This window comes from Micromonospora sp. NPDC047548 (genome assembly GCF_040642975.1).
Lineage (GTDB): Bacteria > Actinomycetota > Actinomycetes > Mycobacteriales > Micromonosporaceae > Micromonospora.
On record NZ_JBEYTI010000013.1, the window covers coordinates 78,146 to 97,269 of the forward strand.

The 19,124-nt window shown below is 71.6% G+C and carries 22 protein-coding genes and 1 pseudogene; 12 read left to right on the plus strand and 11 right to left on the minus strand.

Annotated elements, in window-relative coordinates:
• Nucleotides 1–3: 3 nt before the first annotated feature.
• Nucleotides 4–825, minus strand: a pseudogene (locus ABZ807_RS16140) (EamA family transporter); the annotation flags it as partial.
• Nucleotides 826–918: 93 nt separating this feature from the next.
• Between ABZ807_RS16140 and ABZ807_RS16145 the strand changes: the two are divergent.
• The 3 genes from ABZ807_RS16145 to ychF all read left to right on the plus strand — a co-directional run bounded on the left by ABZ807_RS16145 (nt 919) and on the right by ychF (nt 3,434).
• Nucleotides 919–1,416 (plus strand): MarR family transcriptional regulator, encoded by a 498-nt coding sequence (locus tag ABZ807_RS16145; protein ID WP_357157603.1) that lies wholly within the window; start codon nt 919–921, stop codon nt 1,414–1,416.
• A gap of 69 nt (nt 1,417–1,485) precedes the next feature.
• A complete protein-coding gene (locus tag ABZ807_RS16150; protein WP_357157606.1) occupies nt 1,486–2,220 on the plus strand; it encodes a peptidase E in 735 nt (244 codons plus the stop codon).
• A gap of 128 nt (nt 2,221–2,348) precedes the next feature.
• Nucleotides 2,349–3,434, plus strand: coding sequence for a redox-regulated ATPase YchF (gene ychF, locus ABZ807_RS16155; protein ID WP_357157610.1), 1,086 nt, complete (start codon nt 2,349–2,351; stop codon nt 3,432–3,434).
• Nucleotides 3,435–3,690: 256 nt separating this feature from the next.
• Here ychF and ABZ807_RS16160 read toward each other — a convergent pair whose 3' ends face one another.
• Both ABZ807_RS16160 and ABZ807_RS16165 read right to left on the minus strand, forming a co-directional pair.
• Nucleotides 3,691–4,419, minus strand: coding sequence for a DUF981 family protein (locus ABZ807_RS16160; protein WP_357157613.1), 729 nt, complete (start codon nt 4,417–4,419; stop codon nt 3,691–3,693).
• A 234-nt stretch (nt 4,420–4,653) separates the two neighbouring features.
• Nucleotides 4,654–5,001 (minus strand): putative immunity protein, encoded by a 348-nt coding sequence (locus tag ABZ807_RS16165; RefSeq protein ID WP_357157616.1) that lies wholly within the window; start codon nt 4,999–5,001, stop codon nt 4,654–4,656.
• Nucleotides 5,002–5,190: 189 nt separating this feature from the next.
• Between ABZ807_RS16165 and ABZ807_RS16170 the strand changes: the two genes are divergently transcribed.
• Nucleotides 5,191–5,316 carry a hypothetical protein gene (locus ABZ807_RS16170; protein ID WP_357157619.1) on the plus strand — a complete coding sequence of 42 codons (126 nt, stop codon included), beginning with the start codon at nt 5,191–5,193 and terminating at the stop codon, nt 5,314–5,316.
• Nucleotides 5,317–5,360: 44 nt separating this feature from the next.
• Here ABZ807_RS16170 and ABZ807_RS16175 read toward each other — a convergent pair whose 3' ends face one another.
• A complete protein-coding gene (locus ABZ807_RS16175) occupies nt 5,361–5,774 on the minus strand; it encodes a GntR family transcriptional regulator (RefSeq protein WP_357157623.1) in 414 nt (137 codons plus the stop codon).
• Between the two features lie 356 nt (nt 5,775–6,130).
• Between ABZ807_RS16175 and ABZ807_RS16180 the strand changes: the two genes are divergently transcribed.
• Entirely contained in the window at nt 6,131–6,361 is a 231-nt protein-coding gene (locus tag ABZ807_RS16180; RefSeq protein ID WP_357157877.1) for a DivIVA domain-containing protein, read from the plus strand.
• A complete protein-coding gene (locus ABZ807_RS16185; RefSeq protein ID WP_357157627.1) occupies nt 6,361–6,621 on the plus strand; it encodes a hypothetical protein in 261 nt (86 codons plus the stop codon). The genes ABZ807_RS16180 and ABZ807_RS16185 overlap by 1 nt, the downstream gene beginning before the upstream one ends.
• A 96-nt stretch (nt 6,622–6,717) precedes the next feature.
• Here ABZ807_RS16185 and ABZ807_RS16190 read toward each other — a convergent pair whose 3' ends face one another.
• The 3 genes from ABZ807_RS16190 to ABZ807_RS16200 all read right to left on the minus strand — a co-directional run bounded on the left by ABZ807_RS16190 (nt 6,718) and on the right by ABZ807_RS16200 (nt 8,070).
• A complete protein-coding gene (locus ABZ807_RS16190) occupies nt 6,718–7,242 on the minus strand; it encodes an SMI1/KNR4 family protein (RefSeq protein WP_357157630.1) in 525 nt (174 codons plus the stop codon).
• Between the two features lie 68 nt (nt 7,243–7,310).
• On the minus strand, nt 7,311–7,688 hold the full coding sequence (locus tag ABZ807_RS16195) for a DUF1801 domain-containing protein (protein WP_357157633.1): 378 nt from the start codon (nt 7,686–7,688) through the stop codon (nt 7,311–7,313).
• Nucleotides 7,689–7,707: 19 nt separating this feature from the next.
• The gene (locus tag ABZ807_RS16200) at nt 7,708–8,070 is read right to left on the minus strand and encodes a PH domain-containing protein (RefSeq protein ID WP_357157636.1); all 363 of its coding nucleotides are present in this window, start codon (nt 8,068–8,070) and stop codon (nt 7,708–7,710) included.
• An 88-nt stretch (nt 8,071–8,158) separates the two neighbouring features.
• On the opposite strand from ABZ807_RS16200, the gene ABZ807_RS16205 reads away from it, so the two are divergent.
• Entirely contained in the window at nt 8,159–9,238 is a 1,080-nt protein-coding gene (locus ABZ807_RS16205; protein WP_357157639.1) for a DUF4190 domain-containing protein, read from the plus strand.
• Between the two features lie 219 nt (nt 9,239–9,457).
• On the opposite strand, the gene ABZ807_RS16210 is transcribed toward ABZ807_RS16205, so the two are convergent.
• Entirely contained in the window at nt 9,458–9,766 is a 309-nt protein-coding gene (locus ABZ807_RS16210; RefSeq protein WP_357157642.1) for a 4a-hydroxytetrahydrobiopterin dehydratase, read from the minus strand.
• Between the two features lie 183 nt (nt 9,767–9,949).
• Here ABZ807_RS16210 and ABZ807_RS16215 point away from each other — a divergent pair, with 183 nt between their 5' ends.
• Complete coding sequence (locus ABZ807_RS16215; protein WP_357157645.1) at nt 9,950–10,396, plus strand: (deoxy)nucleoside triphosphate pyrophosphohydrolase; 447 nt, start codon at nt 9,950–9,952, stop codon at nt 10,394–10,396.
• Between the two features lie 181 nt (nt 10,397–10,577).
• Here ABZ807_RS16215 and ABZ807_RS16220 read toward each other — a convergent pair whose 3' ends face one another.
• Genes ABZ807_RS16220 through ABZ807_RS16230 form a run of 3 tightly spaced genes read right to left on the minus strand, consistent with a single transcriptional unit; the run spans nt 10,578 to nt 14,375 of the window.
• Nucleotides 10,578–11,645 carry a succinate dehydrogenase/fumarate reductase iron-sulfur subunit gene (locus ABZ807_RS16220; RefSeq protein ID WP_357157648.1) on the minus strand — a complete coding sequence of 356 codons (1,068 nt, stop codon included), beginning with the start codon at nt 11,643–11,645 and terminating at the stop codon, nt 10,578–10,580.
• Nucleotides 11,645–13,561, minus strand: coding sequence for a fumarate reductase/succinate dehydrogenase flavoprotein subunit (locus ABZ807_RS16225; RefSeq protein WP_357157651.1), 1,917 nt, complete (start codon nt 13,559–13,561; stop codon nt 11,645–11,647). The genes ABZ807_RS16220 and ABZ807_RS16225 overlap by 1 nt, the downstream gene beginning before the upstream one ends.
• 13 nt (nt 13,562–13,574) lie before the next feature.
• The gene (locus ABZ807_RS16230; protein WP_357157654.1) at nt 13,575–14,375 is read right to left on the minus strand and encodes a hypothetical protein; all 801 of its coding nucleotides are present in this window, start codon (nt 14,373–14,375) and stop codon (nt 13,575–13,577) included.
• Nucleotides 14,376–14,850: 475 nt separating this feature from the next.
• Here ABZ807_RS16230 and ABZ807_RS16235 point away from each other — a divergent pair, with 475 nt between their 5' ends.
• Genes ABZ807_RS16235 through ABZ807_RS16250 form a run of 4 tightly spaced genes read left to right on the plus strand, consistent with a single transcriptional unit; the run spans nt 14,851 to nt 19,062 of the window.
• Nucleotides 14,851–15,906, plus strand: a complete 1,056-nt coding sequence (locus ABZ807_RS16235) for an ABC transporter ATP-binding protein (RefSeq protein ID WP_357157880.1) — start codon at nt 14,851–14,853, stop codon at nt 15,904–15,906.
• The gene (locus ABZ807_RS16240) at nt 15,903–17,057 is read left to right on the plus strand and encodes a dipeptide ABC transporter ATP-binding protein (RefSeq protein ID WP_357157657.1); all 1,155 of its coding nucleotides are present in this window, start codon (nt 15,903–15,905) and stop codon (nt 17,055–17,057) included. The genes ABZ807_RS16235 and ABZ807_RS16240 overlap by 4 nt, the downstream gene beginning before the upstream one ends.
• Nucleotides 17,054–18,064: an ABC transporter permease gene (locus ABZ807_RS16245; protein WP_357157660.1), complete on the plus strand. Its 1,011-nt coding sequence runs from the start codon at nt 17,054–17,056 to the stop codon at nt 18,062–18,064. The genes ABZ807_RS16240 and ABZ807_RS16245 overlap by 4 nt, the downstream gene beginning before the upstream one ends.
• Nucleotides 18,065–18,075: 11 nt before the next feature.
• Entirely contained in the window at nt 18,076–19,062 is a 987-nt protein-coding gene (locus ABZ807_RS16250) for an ABC transporter permease (protein ID WP_357157663.1), read from the plus strand.
• Nucleotides 19,063–19,124: the final 62 nt, after the last annotated feature.

The following is a 19,124-nucleotide window of genomic DNA, read 5'->3' on the forward strand; positions in this document are numbered from 1 at the left end:
CGCCGCCACGGCCAGGGCGAAGCCGGCGAGCTGGGTCGGGCTGAGCGCCTGGTCCAGCACGATCCAGCCGAGCGCGGCGGCGGTCAGCGGGCTCAGCGCGCCGAGCACCGAGACCTGCGTCAACGGCAGCCGGCCCGCGCCCCGGAACCACAGCACGTACGCCAGCGCGGTGCCGACCAGCCCGAGCCAGGCGTACCCGAGCAGGGCCGGGGCGTCCGGTACCGGCGGCGTGCCCTCGACCACGACCGCGAGCGGCGTGACCAGCAGGCCGCCGGCGGTGAGCTGCCAGCTCGTCGCGGCGAGGGTGCTGACCCCGGCCGGGCGGCCCCAGCGGCGGGTGAGCACCAGGCCGGTGGCCATCGCGGCGGTGCCGGCGAGCCCGGCGGCCACGCCGAGCGGGTCGGTGCCGGCGTCCGGCCGGAGCACGACCAGCGTGACGCCGAGCGGGGCGGTCGCGGCGGCCAGCAGGGCGAGCCGGTGTGGCCGGTCCCGCAGCACCAGCACGGTGAGGCCGGCGACGAGCAGTGGCTGCGCGGCGCCGAGCACGGCGGCGGTGCCGCCCGGCAGCCGGTACGCCGCGAGGAAGAGCAGCGGGAAGAACGCGCCGATGTTCAGCGCGCCGAGCAGGGTGGCCCGCCACCACCAGGAGCCGTGCGGCCGGTGGCGGGTCAGCGCGAGCAGCAGCAGCCCGGCGGGCAGCGCCCGTAGCGCACCGGACCACAGTGGCCGATCGGGTGGCAGCAGCTCGGAGGTGACCAGGTAGGTGGTGCCCCAGACGGTGGGCGCGAGGGCGGTCAGCGCGATGTCGGTGCGGCGACGGCTCATCGGGCACTCGATTCTCTTAGCAGTAAGTAGATTAGTGCTAAGCTAATCATCCGTGAGGAAAAAGGGGAAGGCGACGTGGGGCACAATCCGGGGGTGACCGAGCGGGACGATGTCGACCTCATCGTCGAGCAGTGGCGACGCGAGCGCGCCGGGATGCGGCCCGAGCCGATGGCGGTCTTCGGCCGGATCTACCGGCTGGCCCGGATCGTCGGCGACGCGCAGGAGAAGGTGTACGCGGACTGGGGCATCGGCCGTGGCGAGTTCGACGTGCTGGCCGCGCTGCGGCGCAGCGGCGAGCCGTACACGCTGGCGCCGAAGGAACTGAGCGCCGCGCTGATGCTCACCTCCGGCGGGATGACCGGCCGGCTCGACCGGCTGGAACGGGCGGGGCTGGTCCGCCGCGCCCCCGACCCGGCCGACCGGCGGGGCCTGCGGGTGACGCTGACCGACGCCGGCCGCCGCGCGGTCGAGGAGGCCGCCGAGGCGGGCCTGGCGGTGCAGCGACGGATCCTCGACGCCCTGCCCCCGGCGGACCAGACCCGCCTGGGCGACCTGCTCCGCGCGCTGCTCGCCGCCGCCGAAGTGGGCTGACCGGGTCGGCGGCCGGGCCGGCGATGGCGCAGGATGGGGACGCCACCCCGTCCGACGGAAGGATCTGCCGTGCCCGCCAGCGAACCCACCATCGTCGCGACCAGCATGGGCTTCACCCGTCGCGACCGCGGCCCGTGGGACGCGAAGCCCGGCCCGGTCTTCGACCTGATGGCCGAGCTGGCTGGGGCCGACGAGCCGCGGATCTGCTACCTCAACCAGGCGGTCGGCGACCAGCCCACGTCGTTCACCCTCTTCTACGGCGCCTTCGCCGGCACCCGGTTCCGCCCGTCCCACCTGGCCCTGTTCCCGATGCCGACCGTCGAGGACATCCGCGCCCACCTGCTCGCCCAGGACGTCATCTGGGTCGGCGGCGGCAGCGTCGCCAACCTCTGCGCGGTCTGGCGGGTGCACGGCCTGCCAGAGATCCTGCGCGAGTGCTGGGAGGCCGGCGTGGTGCTCGGCGGCGTCTCCGCCGGCTCGATCTGCTGGCACCTCGGCGGCGCCACCGACAGCTTCGGCCGCACCCTGCGCGGCTTCACCGACGGCCTGGGCTGGCTGCCGTACGGCAACGGGGTGCACTACGACAGCGAGGAGCAGCGCCGCCCGCTGATGCACCGGCTGGTCGGCGACGGCACGCTGCCGGTCAGCCACTGCACCGACGACGGGGTCGGACTCGTCTACCGGGGCACCCGGCTGGCCGAGGCGGTCGCCGACCGCGCGGGAGTCGCCGCGTACGAGGTCGCCCCGGACGGCGCGGGCGGTGCCCGGGAGACCCGGATCGAGCCCCGGCTGCTCACGGCCTGATCGTCGGCCGCCCGACCCTTCGGGTACGCGGACGGCGCGGCCCGGTGACGCGTACCCCGCTGCCTTTTCGCCCGGCGGTCGGGCCTGCCTGCCGGGTGCCGGCGGGCAGCGGCGTAAGCTGGCTCGTCGTGAGTCTCTCCATCGGCATCGTCGGCCTGCCCAACGTCGGCAAGAGCACCCTGTTCAACGCGCTCACCAAGAACGACGTGCTCGCCGCGAACTACCCGTTCGCCACGATCGAGCCCAACGTCGGCGTGGTCGGGCTGCCGGACGAGCGGCTGGACAAGCTCGCCGAGATCTTCTCCTCGCAGAAGCTGCTGCCGGCGCCGGTGTCGTTCGTCGACATCGCCGGCCTGGTGCGGGGCGCCTCCAAGGGGCAGGGCCGGGGCAACGCGTTCCTGGCCAACATCCGCGACGCCTCGGCGATCTGCCAGGTGGTGCGCGCGTTCTCCGACCCGAACGTGGTGCACGTCGACGGCAAGGTCTCCCCGGCCGACGACATCGAGACGATCAACACCGAGCTGATCCTCGCCGACCTCCAGACCCTGGAGAAGGCGTTGCCGCGGCTGGAGAAGGAGGCCAAGCTCCGCAAGGACCGGGCCGCCGCGGTCGCCGCTGCCAAAGCCGCCGTCGAGGTGCTCGACGGCGGCATCACGCTCTACGCCGGCGCCGCCGCCGCGAAGATCGAGCTGGAGCACCTGCGCGAGCTGCACCTGCTCACCACCAAGCCCTTCCTGTACGTCTTCAACGTCGACGAGGCCGAGCTGGCCAACGCCGAGTTCCTCGACGAGCTGCGCGCACTGGTCGCGCCCGCCGAGGCGGTCTTCATGGACGCCAAGATCGAGTCCGAGCTGGTGGACCTGCCCGAGGAGGAGGCCCGCGAGCTGCTGGAGTCGATCGGGCAGAACGAGCCGGGCCTCAACCAGCTCGTCCGGGTCGGCTTCCGCACGCTCGGGCTCCAGACGTACCTGACGGCGGGCCCCAAGGAGGCGCGCGCCTGGACCGTCCCGGTCGGCGCGACCGCGCCGGAGGCCGCGGGCGTCATCCACAGCGACTTCCAGCGCGGCTTCATCAAGGCCGAGGTCGTCTCCTACGCCGACCTGGTCGAGGCCGGATCGATGGCGGCGGCCAAGGCCGCCGGCAAGGTCCGGATCGAGGGCAAGGAGTACGTCATGCAGGACGGCGACGTGGTGGAGTTCCGCTTCAACGTCTGAGTCAGGGCTTTCCCGCAGCACAGGCGGTTGCGCCTTCGTTCTGGGGCACCCGGGGGGCACAACCCGGGGCGTCGCCGACGGGGCGATCTCCGGTGTCGTACCCTGGCCAACTTTGATTCCTTCGGAGGTTGAGTTGGAGCACCACCCGCATCACCGCTGAGGCGCCGACGGGCTTCGTCGACCAGTCGGCGGTAGTGCGGCCTGCGTCGAAGTGTCCAGGTGAGTGGGTAGTGGAGCCACGCCAGGTCCACCCGCCTCACATCGTGTTGACGATCAGCCCGATGTGGGTGAAGTAGTTCAGCGCTCCGAAGAGCGTGAAGACGGCACCGGCGATCGCCCACGCCACGCCGATGATCCACAGCAGCGCGCGGTTCAGCCTGAGCAGGGCGAACGGGGTGAGGACCGAGCCGATCCCCACCAGGACGTACAGGCCGGAGATGAAGGTGGCCTCGATCTTCGGGTACTCCGCGAACGCCCCCGAGATCGGCTCCTGGGGTGGTGCCGCGAAGAGCGTGTACGTCCAGCCGGCCGCCGCGATGCCGAAACAGGCCAGGCCGAGCGCGAACACGAAGATCGAGATCGGCCAGAGCAACCGTCGCGCCTGCTCCGTCCGGAGGCCGCCGTTCTCCGGCGACGCCGCCGCGAAAAGATGGCTCCGCCGCCACAGGACGATCGCCGCGCCGAGCATCAGCACCCCGAAGGCCAGGGACGGCTCGCCGAAGATGATGTTGTCGAAGGCGAAACCCCCGGGTGCCAGCGGCCACGTCAGCGTCATGTGCAGACCCGTGACGGCCAGGATCGCACCCAGGATCCCGAAGGCGACCGCCCATCCTTCGGTGGCGATCGGTTTGTCCGTCACCATCTGCCAGCCGAGGGCCACGACGAGCAGCAGGCCGACGCCTGCGGCGAGCGCCATGATGGTGTTGTAGGTCGGCATCTGCGCCCAGTCGATCTTCAGGTCCCCTTGGGCCAATACCTCGGACATGGCGCCTCCATCCGTTCGCCGGCCCTGGGCGGGTCGGCACGACCGCACGGGCCGAGCGGCGCGGCTGCGTTCCCCTTGTCGGCGCACAGAAACATCACGGCGGAGGTCGCGGACAACGGCGGTAGCCGGGTGCCGCCGTCATCGTCTCCGTACGCCGCGACATCACCTGACCGGGCCCGGCAGCGGCCGGCCCCCGATGGCGTGGACAGCGTGTGCGACGCCGGGTGGGTCCGATCAGCCGAGCGCAACCGCCAGCAGCTCGTCGAACTCGGCCGGGCCGGTGGCCTCGGAGTTGCTGAACAGCACGACCCGTCGGTCGGACCCGGGTAGGCAGGCGTCGAACGCGCGGAATCGTCCCCGGGTGGCGGCGTGACCCGCCGCAGCGAGCTGGCGCGCGGCGCCGACGCGCAGTTCGCCACGGGCGAAGGCCAGCCCGCCGGTGAGCGCCTCGCGTGGCCGGGGGTCGTCGGGTGCCGCCGCTGCGAACACGGGCAGCACCTGCTCGGCGCAGGCGACCGTCCAGGCGATGAGGGCCCGCCGGTCGTCCTCGCTGCGGGTCAGCGGGCTCCGCTCGGTGGCCATGGCGGGAGCCTACGTGCCCGCCACCCCTGCCGTCGGGCCGACAGTGGGCGGTCCCGAGGTGATCCACTCCGTTTGCGGCATGTCGCGGTGTCCGTGGTACTGCGACACCGCGACATGCCGCAAACCGGGTCGAGCCGCAGCTCAGAGGGTGCAGCGGCGGGCCGGCGTGGGCGCCTTCTCGACGGCTGCGTGCCTACCGTCGACCCGTCGGTCCTGGTGGACGCGACGTCATGGCTGGCCGACCCGGTGATCTGGCCGGCGCTGTTCGGAGAGGAGGCCGGGAACTGCCATCCCGGCAGGTTACTGCTCCTGTGACGCGACGGTGGGTGGGCGGGAGGAGGTGGGCGCGGGTTGGTCGGTCAGGTCGGCGGACGGGTCAGCTCGACCTCGTCGCCCGCCAGGATCTCGACGTCGCCTTGATGGCCACGGATCTCCAGGACGGGTACGCCTTCGTCGAGCTGCATCGTGCGGCGCTCGGTCCCGCTCGGCATCCGCGCGATCACCGTGGCCCCGGGAGACAGCTCCACCGGTCGGCGCTGAGGCGTCTCACGAACGCGGGTGCCTTGGCTGCGGCTGGTCGAGACGAGTCCCTCGGATCGCAGGAGCGAGATCGCCATGCGGACGGCATCCCGCCCGATGCCGTACTCCTGCATCAGCCGGGTCTCGCTACCCACGGTCGAGCCAGCGGGCAGGGCCCCCGACTCGATCCGCTCGCGCAGCAGGTCGGCGAGCTGCACGTAGACGGGTGTGTGCGAGCGCGGATCGAGGGTCATGGTGTCAGCGTGGTGGCCTCGTGGCCAGGGCCCATCGTGGCTATATGGCTACAAGGCCTTGTTGCCTTGTTGCCCTGTTGGTATGGTTTCAGTCACGGTCGGTGCGCGGGCGGAAACGCTGATCTGCGCCGACTCTGCTGAGCGGCCCTGCTGCCGTACCGCTGATCTGAGCTGCGGTGGTGGGGCGGGGTGGTCCGCCCGTGCGCGGCGGGCGGGTGCGGCCACCCCTTCCATTCCTCGTGCACAGCGAGCAGAGAGGTGAGGCGATCGTGCGTGCCTTCTTCCGGCGGCCCGGCCACAACGAGCGACCTGCGCGGACGCGCGGGCCGGGCGCCAACTACCGCTCCTCGGCGTACCTGCCGTTGCTGCCCTGGCAGGTGCGCGAGCGGCGGTTCCGGCCGACCCGGTTCGGCCGGCGGGGCCTCGACCCGGACGAGGTGCAGCTCTTCCTCGACCGCGTGGCCAGCGACCTCGACGTGGCCTACCGGGCGCTGCGGGAGAGCCGGTCGGAAACGGCCCGGATCAAGGACGCGCTGCGCCGCTGGCAGTCCGAGCAGGCGCAGCGGGCCGACGCCGGCCGGCACTGATGGCGGATCGGGAGCGCTTCGTCGTACACCTGCCGGTGCTCGCCGCCGACCTGGCCGGCGCGGTCCGACTGGCCCGGGTGGTGGCCCGGTGGGCGAGCCTGCTCTCCCCGGCCGACCAGGGGGAGACCACCGTGTCCGCCGAGGACGAGCAGGGCGTACGCCATCGGGTCTTCTGCGACCTGCGAATGCCGGGCGGCCGGCGCTGCCTGCTCCGGGCCGGCCACGACGGGCCCTGCGCCCGGCGGCTGACCCGGCGTTGACCGCCGGCCACCGTCAGCAGGACGCGAGGGCCTCCTGCGTCCGGTGCTCGGGCAGCTGCTGGGCCACGCCCGGGTACGCCTACCGGGCTGACCCGGTCAGTTGCAGAGGGAGTCGATGAACGGCTCGAAGTCGGGGAACTCGGCGCGTGCCGCCTCGATCACCTCGGGCGGGGCCTGTCGCGCCTGCGGCGCGTATCGCCCGGCGATCGCGGTGCGGTGGGCGTCTGGGCGGGGCCGGTGCTCGTGGCGCGGCCACATGGTCGCCTCCACCGGGCCGAAACCGCCCGCGAGCAGCCAGAGGTAGGCCGCCAGGTTGCGGGCGACCACGGACATCTCACCCTCGGAGCCGAGGAACACCACCGGTTGGTGCTCGACCGGCTCGCCGGGGCGGACCAGCCAGAAGGCCGCCAGCCCGCCCGTGCCGTCCTGGCCGAAAATCCGGAAGTCCACCCCGTCCATCGTGCGGCTGCCGCTCCACGCCTGCCACCACTCGGCGGTCTCGGCGAGGGTGAGGAAGGCGTCGTACGGCTCGAAGTCGATGCCGTCGCCGCCGTCGTAGTCGAAGCCGCCGTCCTGGGCCTCCCGCAGCGGGGCGGGAAGCGTGAGCTGTCCTCCGGTCACCGGCGCACTCTAACCAGGCCCCACGACAGCCCGGTCAGCGCCGGGAAACCTGGTCGACCGCCGAGCTGTCAGGTCGGACAGGTCAGCCGGATGAGTTCGCGGACCACCCGCTCCAGCTCCGCCCGCTTGGCCTCGACGTCGGCCAGGTCGGTGAGGTACGCCATCCGCCGGTCCGGGTAGTCACCGGCCAGCAGCGGGCTGGCGACCCGGGCGACGTGCGGGTTGTGGAAGACGAGGTGCACGTGCTGCGTGGCGCGCAGGTTGAAGGTGACCAGGTAGTCCCCGCAGCTGAACGACGGCGCCTTCCGCTTGACCTGCTCGGTGATCCGGTCGTCCACGCCGAGGATGACGGCCCGCAGTGCCGCCACCTCGGCGGCGAGCGGATGGTCGAGGTCGGCCATGAAACGGTCGACGTCCTGCGGCCGGTGCGGGTGCAAGTTCGCCACGAAGGACCAGGTTAGATGGTCAGGAGATGTAGTGCAGGATCACGTTGTGCACGTGGTGGCTCTTCTGTGCACCCCGGAACTCCACCTCGTAGGTGTGCGTGCCGACGTGGATGGCGATCGAGCCGGTGGAGAAGAACGACCCGCCCCAGGACTTGTTGCTCACCACGCTCACGCTGGTGATCTTCGAGTACGGGATGCTGGTGATGGCGTACCGCTTGCCGATGAACGAGCGGTCCTGGATGATCACGCGGCGGTCGGTGAGGCCGATGAACCCGGTGCCGGTGCCGACGGCGTCGTAGACGGCGATGATCTGCTCTCCGTCGAGCAGTCCACTCTGGACCTGTTGGAACTGCTCCTTGCGGTCGTACGTCGCATTGGCCATGGACCACACGGTAGAAAGCGGACGCCAGCCGCCCGGTCGACTAGTCTGCACGCCACGCGGCACGGGGGAACGCGGGAGGGAACAGGACATGACCACGGACGACACCAGGTCGAGGCGACCGGCGCCGCCCGGCCTCCCCGAGGTGGCCGAGGGCGAATGGGAGCCGTGGGAGGGGACCGGGCCGTCGCGCGGCCGGATGAACCGGCTGGCGGTCGCCGCCTTCGTCTTCGGCCTGCTCGGCGGCGTGCTGGGGGCGATCTTCGGGGTCGTCGCGCTGCGCCGGATCAGACGGACCGGGGAACGGGGCCGGGGCTTCGCGGTCGCCGGCCTGGTGCTCTTCGGCGGCTGGGCGCTCGCGCTCGCGCTGGTGCTGGTCCTCACCGTGGCAACGCCCCGGTCCGACCCCGAGGCCGGTGTCCGGGGGCTGCGGGCGGGTGACTGCTTCCGCGTCGACGACACCCCCACGGGTACGCGCACCGCGCCGGAGGAGGTCACCACGGTGCCCTGCACCGCACCGCACGACGCCGAGCTGGTCGACCGCCTGCCCGCGTACGAGCGGTACGCCGACGAGGCGTACCCGGGCACGGCCGCGCTCTCGGCGCGGGCGGAGACGGTCTGCGGGCAGCGGCAGCGCAGCTACGTCCTCGACCCGCTCTCGCTTCCGGCGGACGTGCGGCTGCGCTGGTACGTCCCGTCGCGGGTCGAGTGGCGGACGTACCCGCAGATCACCTGCTATCTCGCCGCCGGGCCGGCGCCGCTGACCCGGCAGCTCCGCCAGGACGCGACGGTGGTCCGCCCCGAGCAGCTCGCCTACCTGACGGCGACCCGTGAACTCGACGAGGCCCGGGCCGTCCTCGCCGCCCAGAGCCCGACCGCCGCGCCGGCCGAGCTGCGCGCCCTGGTCGAGCGGACGGCGACCGCCAATGCCAGGTTCTGGCTGGCGCTCAGCGGGCAGACCTGGCCGGCGCAGGTCAAGGAGCCGATGGAGAAGCTGATCGCCGAGGCGCAGGAGGCCGCGACGTACTGGCGGGACGCCGAGAAGGCCACCGACCGCGACCAGGTGCTCCGGCTGGTGGCGCAGGCGGAGCAGCGTCGCCAGGCGCAGACGGCGCTGGCCGTACGCGGGGCGCTGAATCTGTCCACGGTGCAGGGCGAACCGGCCCGCTGACCGGCGGGGCCGGGTACGTCTGATCCGTCTCGGCGGGACGTCACTGATCGTCACCCAACGACCACTCGACCGGCCCGGTCCCGCACGTTTCGGGGAGACCGTGCGGCGCCACCCGGCCCTAGGCTGGGTGAGACGCCGCCGGTGCGCCGGCAGTCGCGGAGACGGGGGCCGCCGGATGGACACCGGGCATGGGGCTGCGGGGGTGCTGAGGCGCGCCGCTCAGGGGCCGGTGACCGCCCGGTACGCGTCCTCGATGCGGGCCGCCAGCAGGACCTCACCCTCGGTCAGCGGCTCGCCGTCGCCGTGCCCGACCCGGATCTGGGTCTCGGAGTCCCGGCGGCTGATCTCGGGACGCAGCCGGAGGGCGTCCGCGACCACCTTGACCCGCTCGGTCAGTGCGGCGTGCTGGGTGTCGTCCATGACGAGGGTCCGCCGGATCTGCTCACCCTCCCGGGTCCACCCGGTGAGGAGCGTCAGCGCGTCGCTGAGATAGTCGCGCTTCGCCCGGCTGTTGAACAGCCCGCGCATCACCGCACCTCCCAGGCGTCGTTGCCGGCTTGTGGCCAAATCGTCGCCGTCTCGTGTCCTCGCTATGTTCTCTAGTTTGTCGCCGGCTGAATGGTGTGTCCACGCCCACACTTCCGGGTTATGTTGGCCTACCGGTCGGGCACGGTACCCAAACCGACGATTGATCTGGCACCCTGGACGCCCGTGCGGACCGAACGGGTAAGCGGGAACGGGCAGGCCGAGCGGCGTGAGCCGAAGGTGATTGTCGGAGCGGCGATCATTCGCGACGGGCGGGTGCTGGCCTGCGCGCGATCCGCGCCGCCCGAGGTGGCCGGTATGTACGAGTTCCCCGGCGGCAAGGTCGAGCCGGGCGAGACCGAGACCGCCGCGCTGGCCCGCGAGTGCGCCGAGGAACTGGCCGTACGCGTGGAGATCGGCGACCGCGTCGGCCGCGACGTGCGGATGGCCCACGGCCGCTCGGTGCTCAAGGTGTACGCGGCCCGGCTGCTGCACGACGACCAGCCGAAGGCGCTGGAGCACCAGGCGATGCGCTGGCTCTCCGCCGCCGAGCTGGACACCGTCACCTGGCTGCCCGCCGACGCTCCCATCGTGGCAGCCCTCCGTCCCCTCCTGACTTCCCCCGCCGACTGAACCCCGCGCGGCCCCGACCCGCCCTGGCCGCCGATCAGGAAGTCGTTGTCACCACCCGCCGTCGGCGCCGGAGACCACCTCATGATCAACAAGGGGTCGGCGGGGCGGGAAAGCGACAGGGGGGCGGAAAGGGGACGGGGGCCGGCGGCTGACGCCGCGGCCCCCGTCGATGCTGTCGTGCTCAGTGCTTCTCGTCCTGGCCCGGGTGGGCGAAGTTGAGGTGCTCCGGCGGCAGCGGGAAGGTGATGTCGTCGCCGAACGGCGACGGGGCCGCCGCCCGGTCGAAGGTCAGCTCCGTCAGCGGCAGCTTGCCGGTGGCGTCGACCGCCGGGGCGGTCGGGTGCGGGACCTCGCGGTGCCAGTTCACGCCCTGCTGGGCCTCTACCTCGGCGCTGGGGTCGTGCGACCCGCCCGCGTGCGAGTGGATCCCAGCCTGACGAACGCCGCTGTGCACCACGGACTCCTTCCCCGCGCTGCCCGCGGTGCTCTGGGGCGTGTCACCCCGACGGAAGATCTTGCTACCAAGCCACACAAGGGGATCGTACCTGCGGTCGACGACCCGCTCCTTCATGGGGATGATCCCATTGTCGGTGATCTTGATGTGCTCGGGGCAGACCTCGGTGCAGCACTTGGTGATGTTGCAGAATCCGAGCCCCTGCTCGGCGTGCGCGTAGTCCTTGCGGTCGGTCTTCGCGTCCAGCGGGTGCATGTCCAGCTCCGCCGCCCGGATGAAGAACCGCGGGCCGGAGAAGGCCTGCTTGTTCTCCTCGTGGTCGCGGATCACGTGGCAGACGTTCTGGCACAGGAAGCACTCGATGCACTTGCGGAACTCCTGCGAGCGCTCCACGTCGACCTGCTGCATCCGGTAGTCCCCGGGCGCCACCCCGGCCGGCGGTGCGAAGGCCGGCGTCTCCCGGGCCTTCTCGTAGTTGAAGGAGACGTCGGTGACCAGGTCCCGGATGACCGGGAAGGTACGCAGCGGGGTGACCGTGACCGTCTCGCCCTCCTCGAAGGTGGACATCCGGGTCATGCAGCTCAGCCGCGGCTTGCCGTTGATCTCCATGGAGCAGGAGCCGCACTTGCCCGCCTTGCAGTTCCACCGGCAGGCGAGGTCGGGCGCGTCGGTGGCCTGGAGCCGGTGGATGACGTCGAGGACCACCTCGCCCTCGTTCACCTCGACCATGTAGTCCTGCAGGTCGCCGCCGGTCTCGTCGCCCCGCCAGATCCGGAACTGTCGCTTGGTGCCCATTACTTGCCCGCCTCCTCAGCGAGGGCGTCGAACTCCGCGAGCTCCTCGTCGGTCAGGTACTTGGCCAGCTCCGTACGGTCGAACAGGCCGATCAGCTCGCCGCGCATCTTCGGCAACGGCTTGTGGTCCAGGCGTACGGTGTCGCCGTCCAGGGAGCAGACCAGGTTCACCCGCCGCCACTTCGGGTCCATCGCCGGGAAGTCCTCCCGGGTGTGCCCGCCGCGGGACTCCTGCCGCTCCAGCGCCGCCTTCGCGGTGCACTCCGACACCACCAGCATGTTGCGCAGGTCCAGGGCCAGATGCCAGCCCGGGTTGTAGCGCCGGCCGCCGCTGGCGCTGACCTTGGCCACCCGCTCCCGCAGCTCCGCCAGCCTGCCCAGCGCGTCCTCAAGCTCGCCTTGCCGGCGGATGATTCCTACCAGATCTCCCATCACCGCCTGGAGGTCCTGCTGGAGGGTGTAAGGGCTCTCGCCGGTGTCCCGCTGCAGGGGCGCCAGCGCCGTCTCCACCGCCGCCTCGACCGCGCCGATCGACACCTTCGGCCGCGAGCTGAGCTGCTCGGCGTACGACGCCGCGTGCCCGCCGGCCCGTTTGCCGAAGACCAGCAGGTCGGACAGGGAGTTGCCGCCGAGCCGGTTGGAGCCGTGCATGCCGCCGGAGACCTCGCCCGCGGCGAAGAGCCCGCGCACGGTGCCGTACGCGGCGCCCGAGTCCGGGTCCACCTCGACGCCGCCCATCACGTAGTGGCAGGTCGGGCCGACCTCCATCGGCTCCTTGGTGATGTCGACGTCGGCCAACTCCTTGAACTGGTGGTACATCGACGGCAGCCGGCGACGGATCTCCTCGGCCGAGCGCCGGGAGGCGATGTCCAGGTAGACGCCGCCGGCGGGGGTGCCCCGGCCGGCCTTGACCTCGCTGTTGATCGCGCGGGCGACCTCGTCGCGGGGGAGCAGCTCCGGCGGGCGGCGGTTGTTGTCCGGGTCGGTGTACCAGCGGTCCGCCTCCTCCTCGGTCTCCGCGTACTGCTTGCGGAAGACGTCGGGGACGTAGTCGAACATGAACCGCTTGCCGTCGGAGTTCTTCAGCACGCCGCCGTCGCCGCGGACCGACTCGGTGACCAAAATGCCCTTCACCGAGGGCGGCCAGACCATCCCGGTGGGGTGGAACTGGAGGAACTCCATGTTGATCAGCGTGGCCCCGGCGCGCAGCGCCAGCGCGTGACCGTCCCCGGTGTACTCCCAGGAGTTCGAGGTGACCTTGTACGACCGGCCGACCCCGCCGGTGGCCAGCACCACCGACGGGGCCTCGAAGAGGACGAACTCGCCGGACTCCCGGTAGTAGCCGAACGCGCCGGCGACCCGGTCCCCGTCGAGCAGCAGCTCGGTGACGGTGGTCTCGGCGAAGACCTTGATCCGGGCCTCGTAGTCGCCGTGGTCGCGCTTGTCCTCCTGCTGGAGGGAGACGATCTTCTGCTGGAGGGTGCGGATCAGCTCCAGGCCCGTGCGGTCGCCGACGTGCGCCAGCCGCGGGTACTCGTGGCCGCCGAAGTTGCGCTGGGAGATCTTCCCGTCCTTGGTGCGGTCGAAGAGCGCCCCGTACGTCTCCAGCTCCCAGATCCGCTGCGGCGACTCCTTCGCGTGCAGCTCGGCCATCCGGAAGTTGTTGAGGAACTTGCCGCCGCGCATGGTGTCGCGGAAGTGCACCTGCCAGTTGTCCCGGCTGTTCACGTTCCCCATGGCGGCCGCCGCGCCGCCCTCGGCCATCACCGTGTGCGCCTTGCCGAAGAGCGACTTGGAGATGATCGCGGTCTTCTTGCCGGCCAGCCGGGCCTCGATCGCCGCGCGCAGGCCGGCGCCGCCGGCTCCGATCACGACGACGTCGTAGTGGTGTCGTTCGATGCGAGTGGTAGTGGTCATGTCCAGGCGCCCTCTAGTTGATGAACCGCAGGTCGTTGAACCAGCCGGCCGCGACCGCCATGACGTAGAAGTCGGTGAGGGCGAGAGTGCCGAGGGTGATCCAGGCGAGCTGCATGTGCCGGGTGTTCAGGGTGGACACGAACGTCCACGCCCTGTACCGCACGGGGTGCGCGGAGAAGTGCTTCAGCCGCCCGCCGATGATGTGCCGGCAGGAGTGGCAGGAGATGGTGTACGCCCAGAGCATCACCACGTTGCCGATCAGGATGAGGTTGCCCAGCCCGAAGCCGAAGCCCTTGGGCGAGTGGAAGGCGTAGATCGCGTCGTACGTGTTGATCAGCGAGATGATCGCGGCGGCGTAGAAGAAGTACCGGTGCAGGTTCTGCCCGAGCAGCGGGAACCGCGTCTCGCCGCCGTACGACTGGTGCCCGTCCGGCACCGCGCAGGCCGGCGGCGACAGCCAGAACGAGCGGTAGTACGCCTTGCGGTAGTAGTAGCAGGTCAGCCGGAACAGCAGCAGGAACGGCAGGGTCAGCGTCGCGTCCGGGATGATCCACCAGCCGGGCAGGAAGCTGCCGAAGTGCGAGGCGCCCTCGACGCACCGGTTCGTCACACAGGGGGAGTAGAACGGGGTCAGGTAGTGGAACTCGTCCACCCAGTACCACTTGTGCATGAAGACCCGGACCGTCGCGTAGGCGATCCAGGCGGTGAGCCCGACGACGGTGATGAGTGGGGCAAACCACCAGCGGTCGGTCCGCAACGTCTTGGCCGCGATGGCGGCGCGCGCCCGCGCTCCCCGCGGCGTCGTTGATGTCATTCGAGTCGTCTCCCTGACGGGGCCCTCGCGGGCGGCGGATCACGTTCCGATCGGTCAGCGGACCGGCGAGACCGCGTCCACTGCCACGTCTTGCGCACGCAGGCGACCGCACCGGCAGATCGGCGCAGCCAAGTGACACACGTTACGCCGATCTCCACGGCCCGGCCGCGCAACGCAGTGTCCCGTGTGTCCCGCAGGTTGGAAAGACCCGAAGCATGATCAATCTCGGGTGGCCGGAAAAGACCGCCCCCGGCCGAGCTCCACGGCTGCGGCCGTCGAGTTGCGGTGGTGGATGTCCTGGTGAGGACTGTCCGGGCCCGTTGCCGACTCGTTACGCTGTGGGCCGCTGACAGCTCCGCCTTTGTAGCTTATTTTCACCCTCGGAAGCTTGTTGTAGGTTCTCTACAACCTGAGGGAGGCGGTCGTGGACAGTCCGGAACCCGTGTCGTCCGGGCAGTCGGACGACCGCCCCGGCGTGCCGGAGCAGCGCGCCGGTGAGGCGCCCCACCTGCGGGTCGACGACCTGCGGGTCCGGTTCGACACCACCGACGGCGTGGTGCGCGCGGTCGACGGGGTGTCCTTCTCCGTGGCCCGCGGGCGGACGCTCGGCATCGTCGGCGAGTCCGGATCGGGCAAGAGCGTCACCTCGCTGGCCATCCTGGGCCTGCACGACCCCAAGCGGACCACCATCACCGGGGAGATCACCCTCGGCGGTCGCCAACTGGTCGGCCTCCCCGAGGAGGAGGTGCGTCGGCTGCGCGGCCGGGACCTGGCGATGATCTTCCAGGACCCGCTGTCGGCGCTGCACCCGTACTACACGGTCGGCCGGCAGATCGCCGAGGCGTACCGGGTGCACCACCCGTCGGCGGGCCGGCGGGAGGCCCGCACCCGGGCGGTCGACATGCTCGGCCGGGTCGGCATCCCGCAACCGGCCCGCCGCTTCGACCAGTACCCGCACGAGTTCTCCGGCGGCATGCGGCAACGGGCGATGATCGCGATGGCGCTGGTCAACGACCCGGACCTGCTGATCGCCGACGAGCCGACCACCGCCCTCGACGTGACCGTGCAGGCGCAGATCCTGGACCTGCTCACCGACCTGCAGGCCGAGTTCCACTCGGCGATCATCCTGATCACCCACGACCTGGGCGTGGTCTCCCAGATCGCCGACGACGTGCTGGTCATGTACGGCGGCCGGGCGGTCGAGCGGGGCACGGTCGAGCAGGTGCTGCGGCGCCCGCAGCACCCGTACACCTGGGGGTTGCTGTCGAGCGTGCCCTCGCTGCACGGCGACGCGGACGCGGACCTGGTGCCGATCCCCGGCGCGCCGCCCTCGCTGATCAACCTCCCGTCGGGCTGCGCCTTCCACCCGCGCTGCCGGTACGCCGGCCGCAACGGCGACCGCTCCCGCAGCGAGGTGCCCGAGCTGGGCCCGGCGGGCGAGGCCGGGCACCTGGTCGCCTGCCACCTCCCGGCGGAGGAACGCACCCGGCTCTACCGGGAGGACGTGGCACACGTGGGGGTTGCCCGATGAGTGAGACCGAACCGCTGCTGCGGGTACGCGGGCTGGCCAAGCACTTCCCGGTGCGCACCGGACTGCGCAGCAAGGGGCTGGTGCGGGCGGTCGACGGGCTGGACTTCGACGTGCGGGCGGGGGAGACGCTGGGCCTGGTCGGGGAGTCCGGCTGCGGCAAGACCACCACCGGCCGGATGCTGGTGCGACTGTTGGCGCCCAGCGCCGGGACCATCGAGTTCGCCGGCCGGGACATCACCCACGCCCGGCGGCGGGAGCTGCGGCCGCTGCGGCAGGACCTCCAGATCATCTTCCAGGATCCGTACGCCTCGCTGAACCCGCGGCACACGGTCGGCCGGATCGTGGCGATGCCGTTGCAGGTCAACGGCATCGACCCGCCCGGCGGGGTACGCAAGCGGGTGCAGGAGCTGCTGGAGCTGGTCGGGCTCAACCCGGAGCACTACAACCGGTACCCGCACGAGTTCTCCGGCGGGCAGCGGCAGCGCGTCGGCATCGCCCGCGCGCTGGCGCTGCGGCCGAAGCTGATCGTCGCCGACGAGCCGGTCTCCGCGCTGGACGTGTCGATCCAGGCGCAGGTGATCAACCTGCTCCGGGACCTGCAACGCGACCTCGATCTGGCGTTCGTGTTCATCGCCCACGACCTGGCCGTGGTGCGGCACTTCTGCCAGCGGGTCGCCGTCATGTACCTCGGCAGGATCGTCGAGATCGGCGACCGGGCGGACATCTATGAGCGGCCCCAGCACCCGTACACCCGGGCCCTGCTGTCGGCGATCCCGGACGTGACGGCGCTCGGCCCGGCCGGGCGGATCCGGCTGGCCGGCGACGTCCCGACGCCGTTGGACCCGCCCTCGGGCTGCCGGTTCCGGACCCGGTGCTGGAAGGCGCAGGACATCTGCGCAACCGAGGAGCCGGCCCTGGTGGCCCGCGACGGCGGCCGGCAGGCCACCGCCTGCCACTTCCCGGAGTCCGGCCCGGTGGCCGCCGGCGGGCCGGCGGTCCCGGCGGAGTCGGCTGACCCGGCCGGGCCGGCGGTCCCGGCGGTCCCGGCGGTCCCGGCGGTCCCGGCGGTCCCGGCGGGGTCGGCGGCCCCGGCGGAATCGGTGGCCCCGGCGGGGTCGGTGGGCGCGAGCGGCGAGGAGGTGGCGAAGTGAGCCTGTCCCCGATCGAGGGCGTGGCGCTGGCCGAGATCGAGTCCGGCGGCGACGGCGACGCGCCGAAGCGCAGGGGCGTCGTCGGCCGGTCGCCCGGGCAGCTCGCCGTGGCCCGGCTGCGCCGGGACCGGACCGCCCGGGTCAGCGGGGCGCTGCTGGTCTTCTTCGTGGTGGTGGCGCTGATCGCGCCGCTGCTCTCCATGCTGTACGGCGTCGGTCCCGGCGAGGATTTCAAGGGCAAGCTGGACCGGTGCTGCGGCATGCCGCTGGGCTACCTGGGCGGCATCTCCGGCGACCACTGGTTCGGGCTGGAGCCCGGCACCGGCCGGGACATCTTCATCCGGATGGTCTACGGCCTGCGGACCTCCCTGCTGATCGCCTTCTCGGCGGCGCTGCTCAGCACCGCGCTCGGAGTGACGCTCGGTGTCGTCGCCGGCTACCTGGGCGGCTGGGTCGACGCGGTGGTCACCTGGATCACCGACCTGGTCCTGGCCATGCCGTTCCTGATCATCGCGCTGGCCCTGATGCCGACGCTGGTGCTGCGCTTCTACGGCGAACGCGACGCGGTGCCCGAGGCGTTCGGTGTGGCGATGCTGATCGCGATCTTCGCGGTCTTCGGCTGGACCAGCACGGCCCGGCTGGTCCGCGGTCAGGTGATCACGCTGCGCGAGCGGGAGTTCGTGGAGGCGGCCCGGGCCAGCGGCGCCGGCCTGGGGCACATGCTCTTCCGGCAGCTGCTGCCGAACATCTGGGCGCCGATCCTGGTCGCCTTCTCGCTGGCGGTGCCGCAGTTCATCACCAGCGAGGCGGCGCTGGCCTTCATCGGCGTCGGCCTGACCGACGAGACGCCGAGCTTCGGCCGGATGATCTACCGGAGCCTGGACTACCTCCAGACCGACCCGGCGTACGTCTTCTTTCCCGGTGTCACGATCTTCGCGCTGGTGCTGGCCTTCAACCTCTTCGGGGACGCGCTGCGCGACGCGCTCGACCCGAAGTCGTCGCGGTAGGGGTGCCGAACATGGCCCGTTTCCTGATCAAGCGGATCTTCTCCGCCACCCTCACCCTCTTCGTGGTGAGCGTGCTGACCTTCCTGATGTTCTTCGCGCTGCCCCGGGACCCGGTCAGCGGCATGTGCCCGAAGAACTGCAACCCGGAGCGGCTGGAGCGGGTCCGCCAGGAGTTGGGGCTGCGCGATCCGCTGGTCACCCAGTACGCCGGCTACATGAAGGGCATCGTCACCGGCCGGGACCTCGGCAGCGCCCAGGGCGGCCGGTGCGACGCGCCCTGCCTGGGCTGGTCGTACGTGGCCAACGAGGCGGTCTCCGACACCATCGCCCGGGTGCTGCCGGTGACCCTGAGCATCGTGATCCCGGCGGCGGTCCTCTGGTTGCTGCTCGGGGTGGGCCTCGGCATGGTGTCCGCGCTGCGCCGGGGCACCTGGGTGGACCGGGCCGCGATCGGCTTCTCGCTGACCGGCGCCTCGTTGCAGCTCTACTTCGTCGGCGCGGTGCTGCTGCTGGTCTTCGTCTACACGACGCGCCTGCTGCCGGTGCCCAGCTACACGTCGATCTTCGACAATCCGCTGAAGTGGGCGAGCGGGCTGGTGCTCGCCTGGGTCGCGCTGGCCTTCCTCTTCTCCGCCATCTACGCCCGGTTGTCCCGGGCCCAGATGCTGGAGACGCTGTCGGAGGACTTCGTCCGGACCGCGCGGGCCAAGGGCCTGGCCAAACCCCAGGTGTACGGGCGGCACGCGCTGCGCGCGGCGATCACCCCGGTGGTGACCATCGCCGGCCTGGACGTCGGCGGGGCGCTGGGCGGCACGGTCATCACCGAGCTGACCTTTGGCCTGACCGGGTTGGGGCGTACCGCGGTGGATGCCGTCAAGGCCGGTGACCTGCCCACCATCATGGCCACCGTGTTGATCGCGGCCTTCTTCGTGGTGGTGGCCAACCTGGTGGTGGACCTGCTCTACGCCGCCATCGACCCCCGGGTCCGGCTGGGCTGACACGGTCGTGGCGTCGGGGCCGGACACCTGGCCCGCCCGGCGTCAAAATTTATCGACAACTG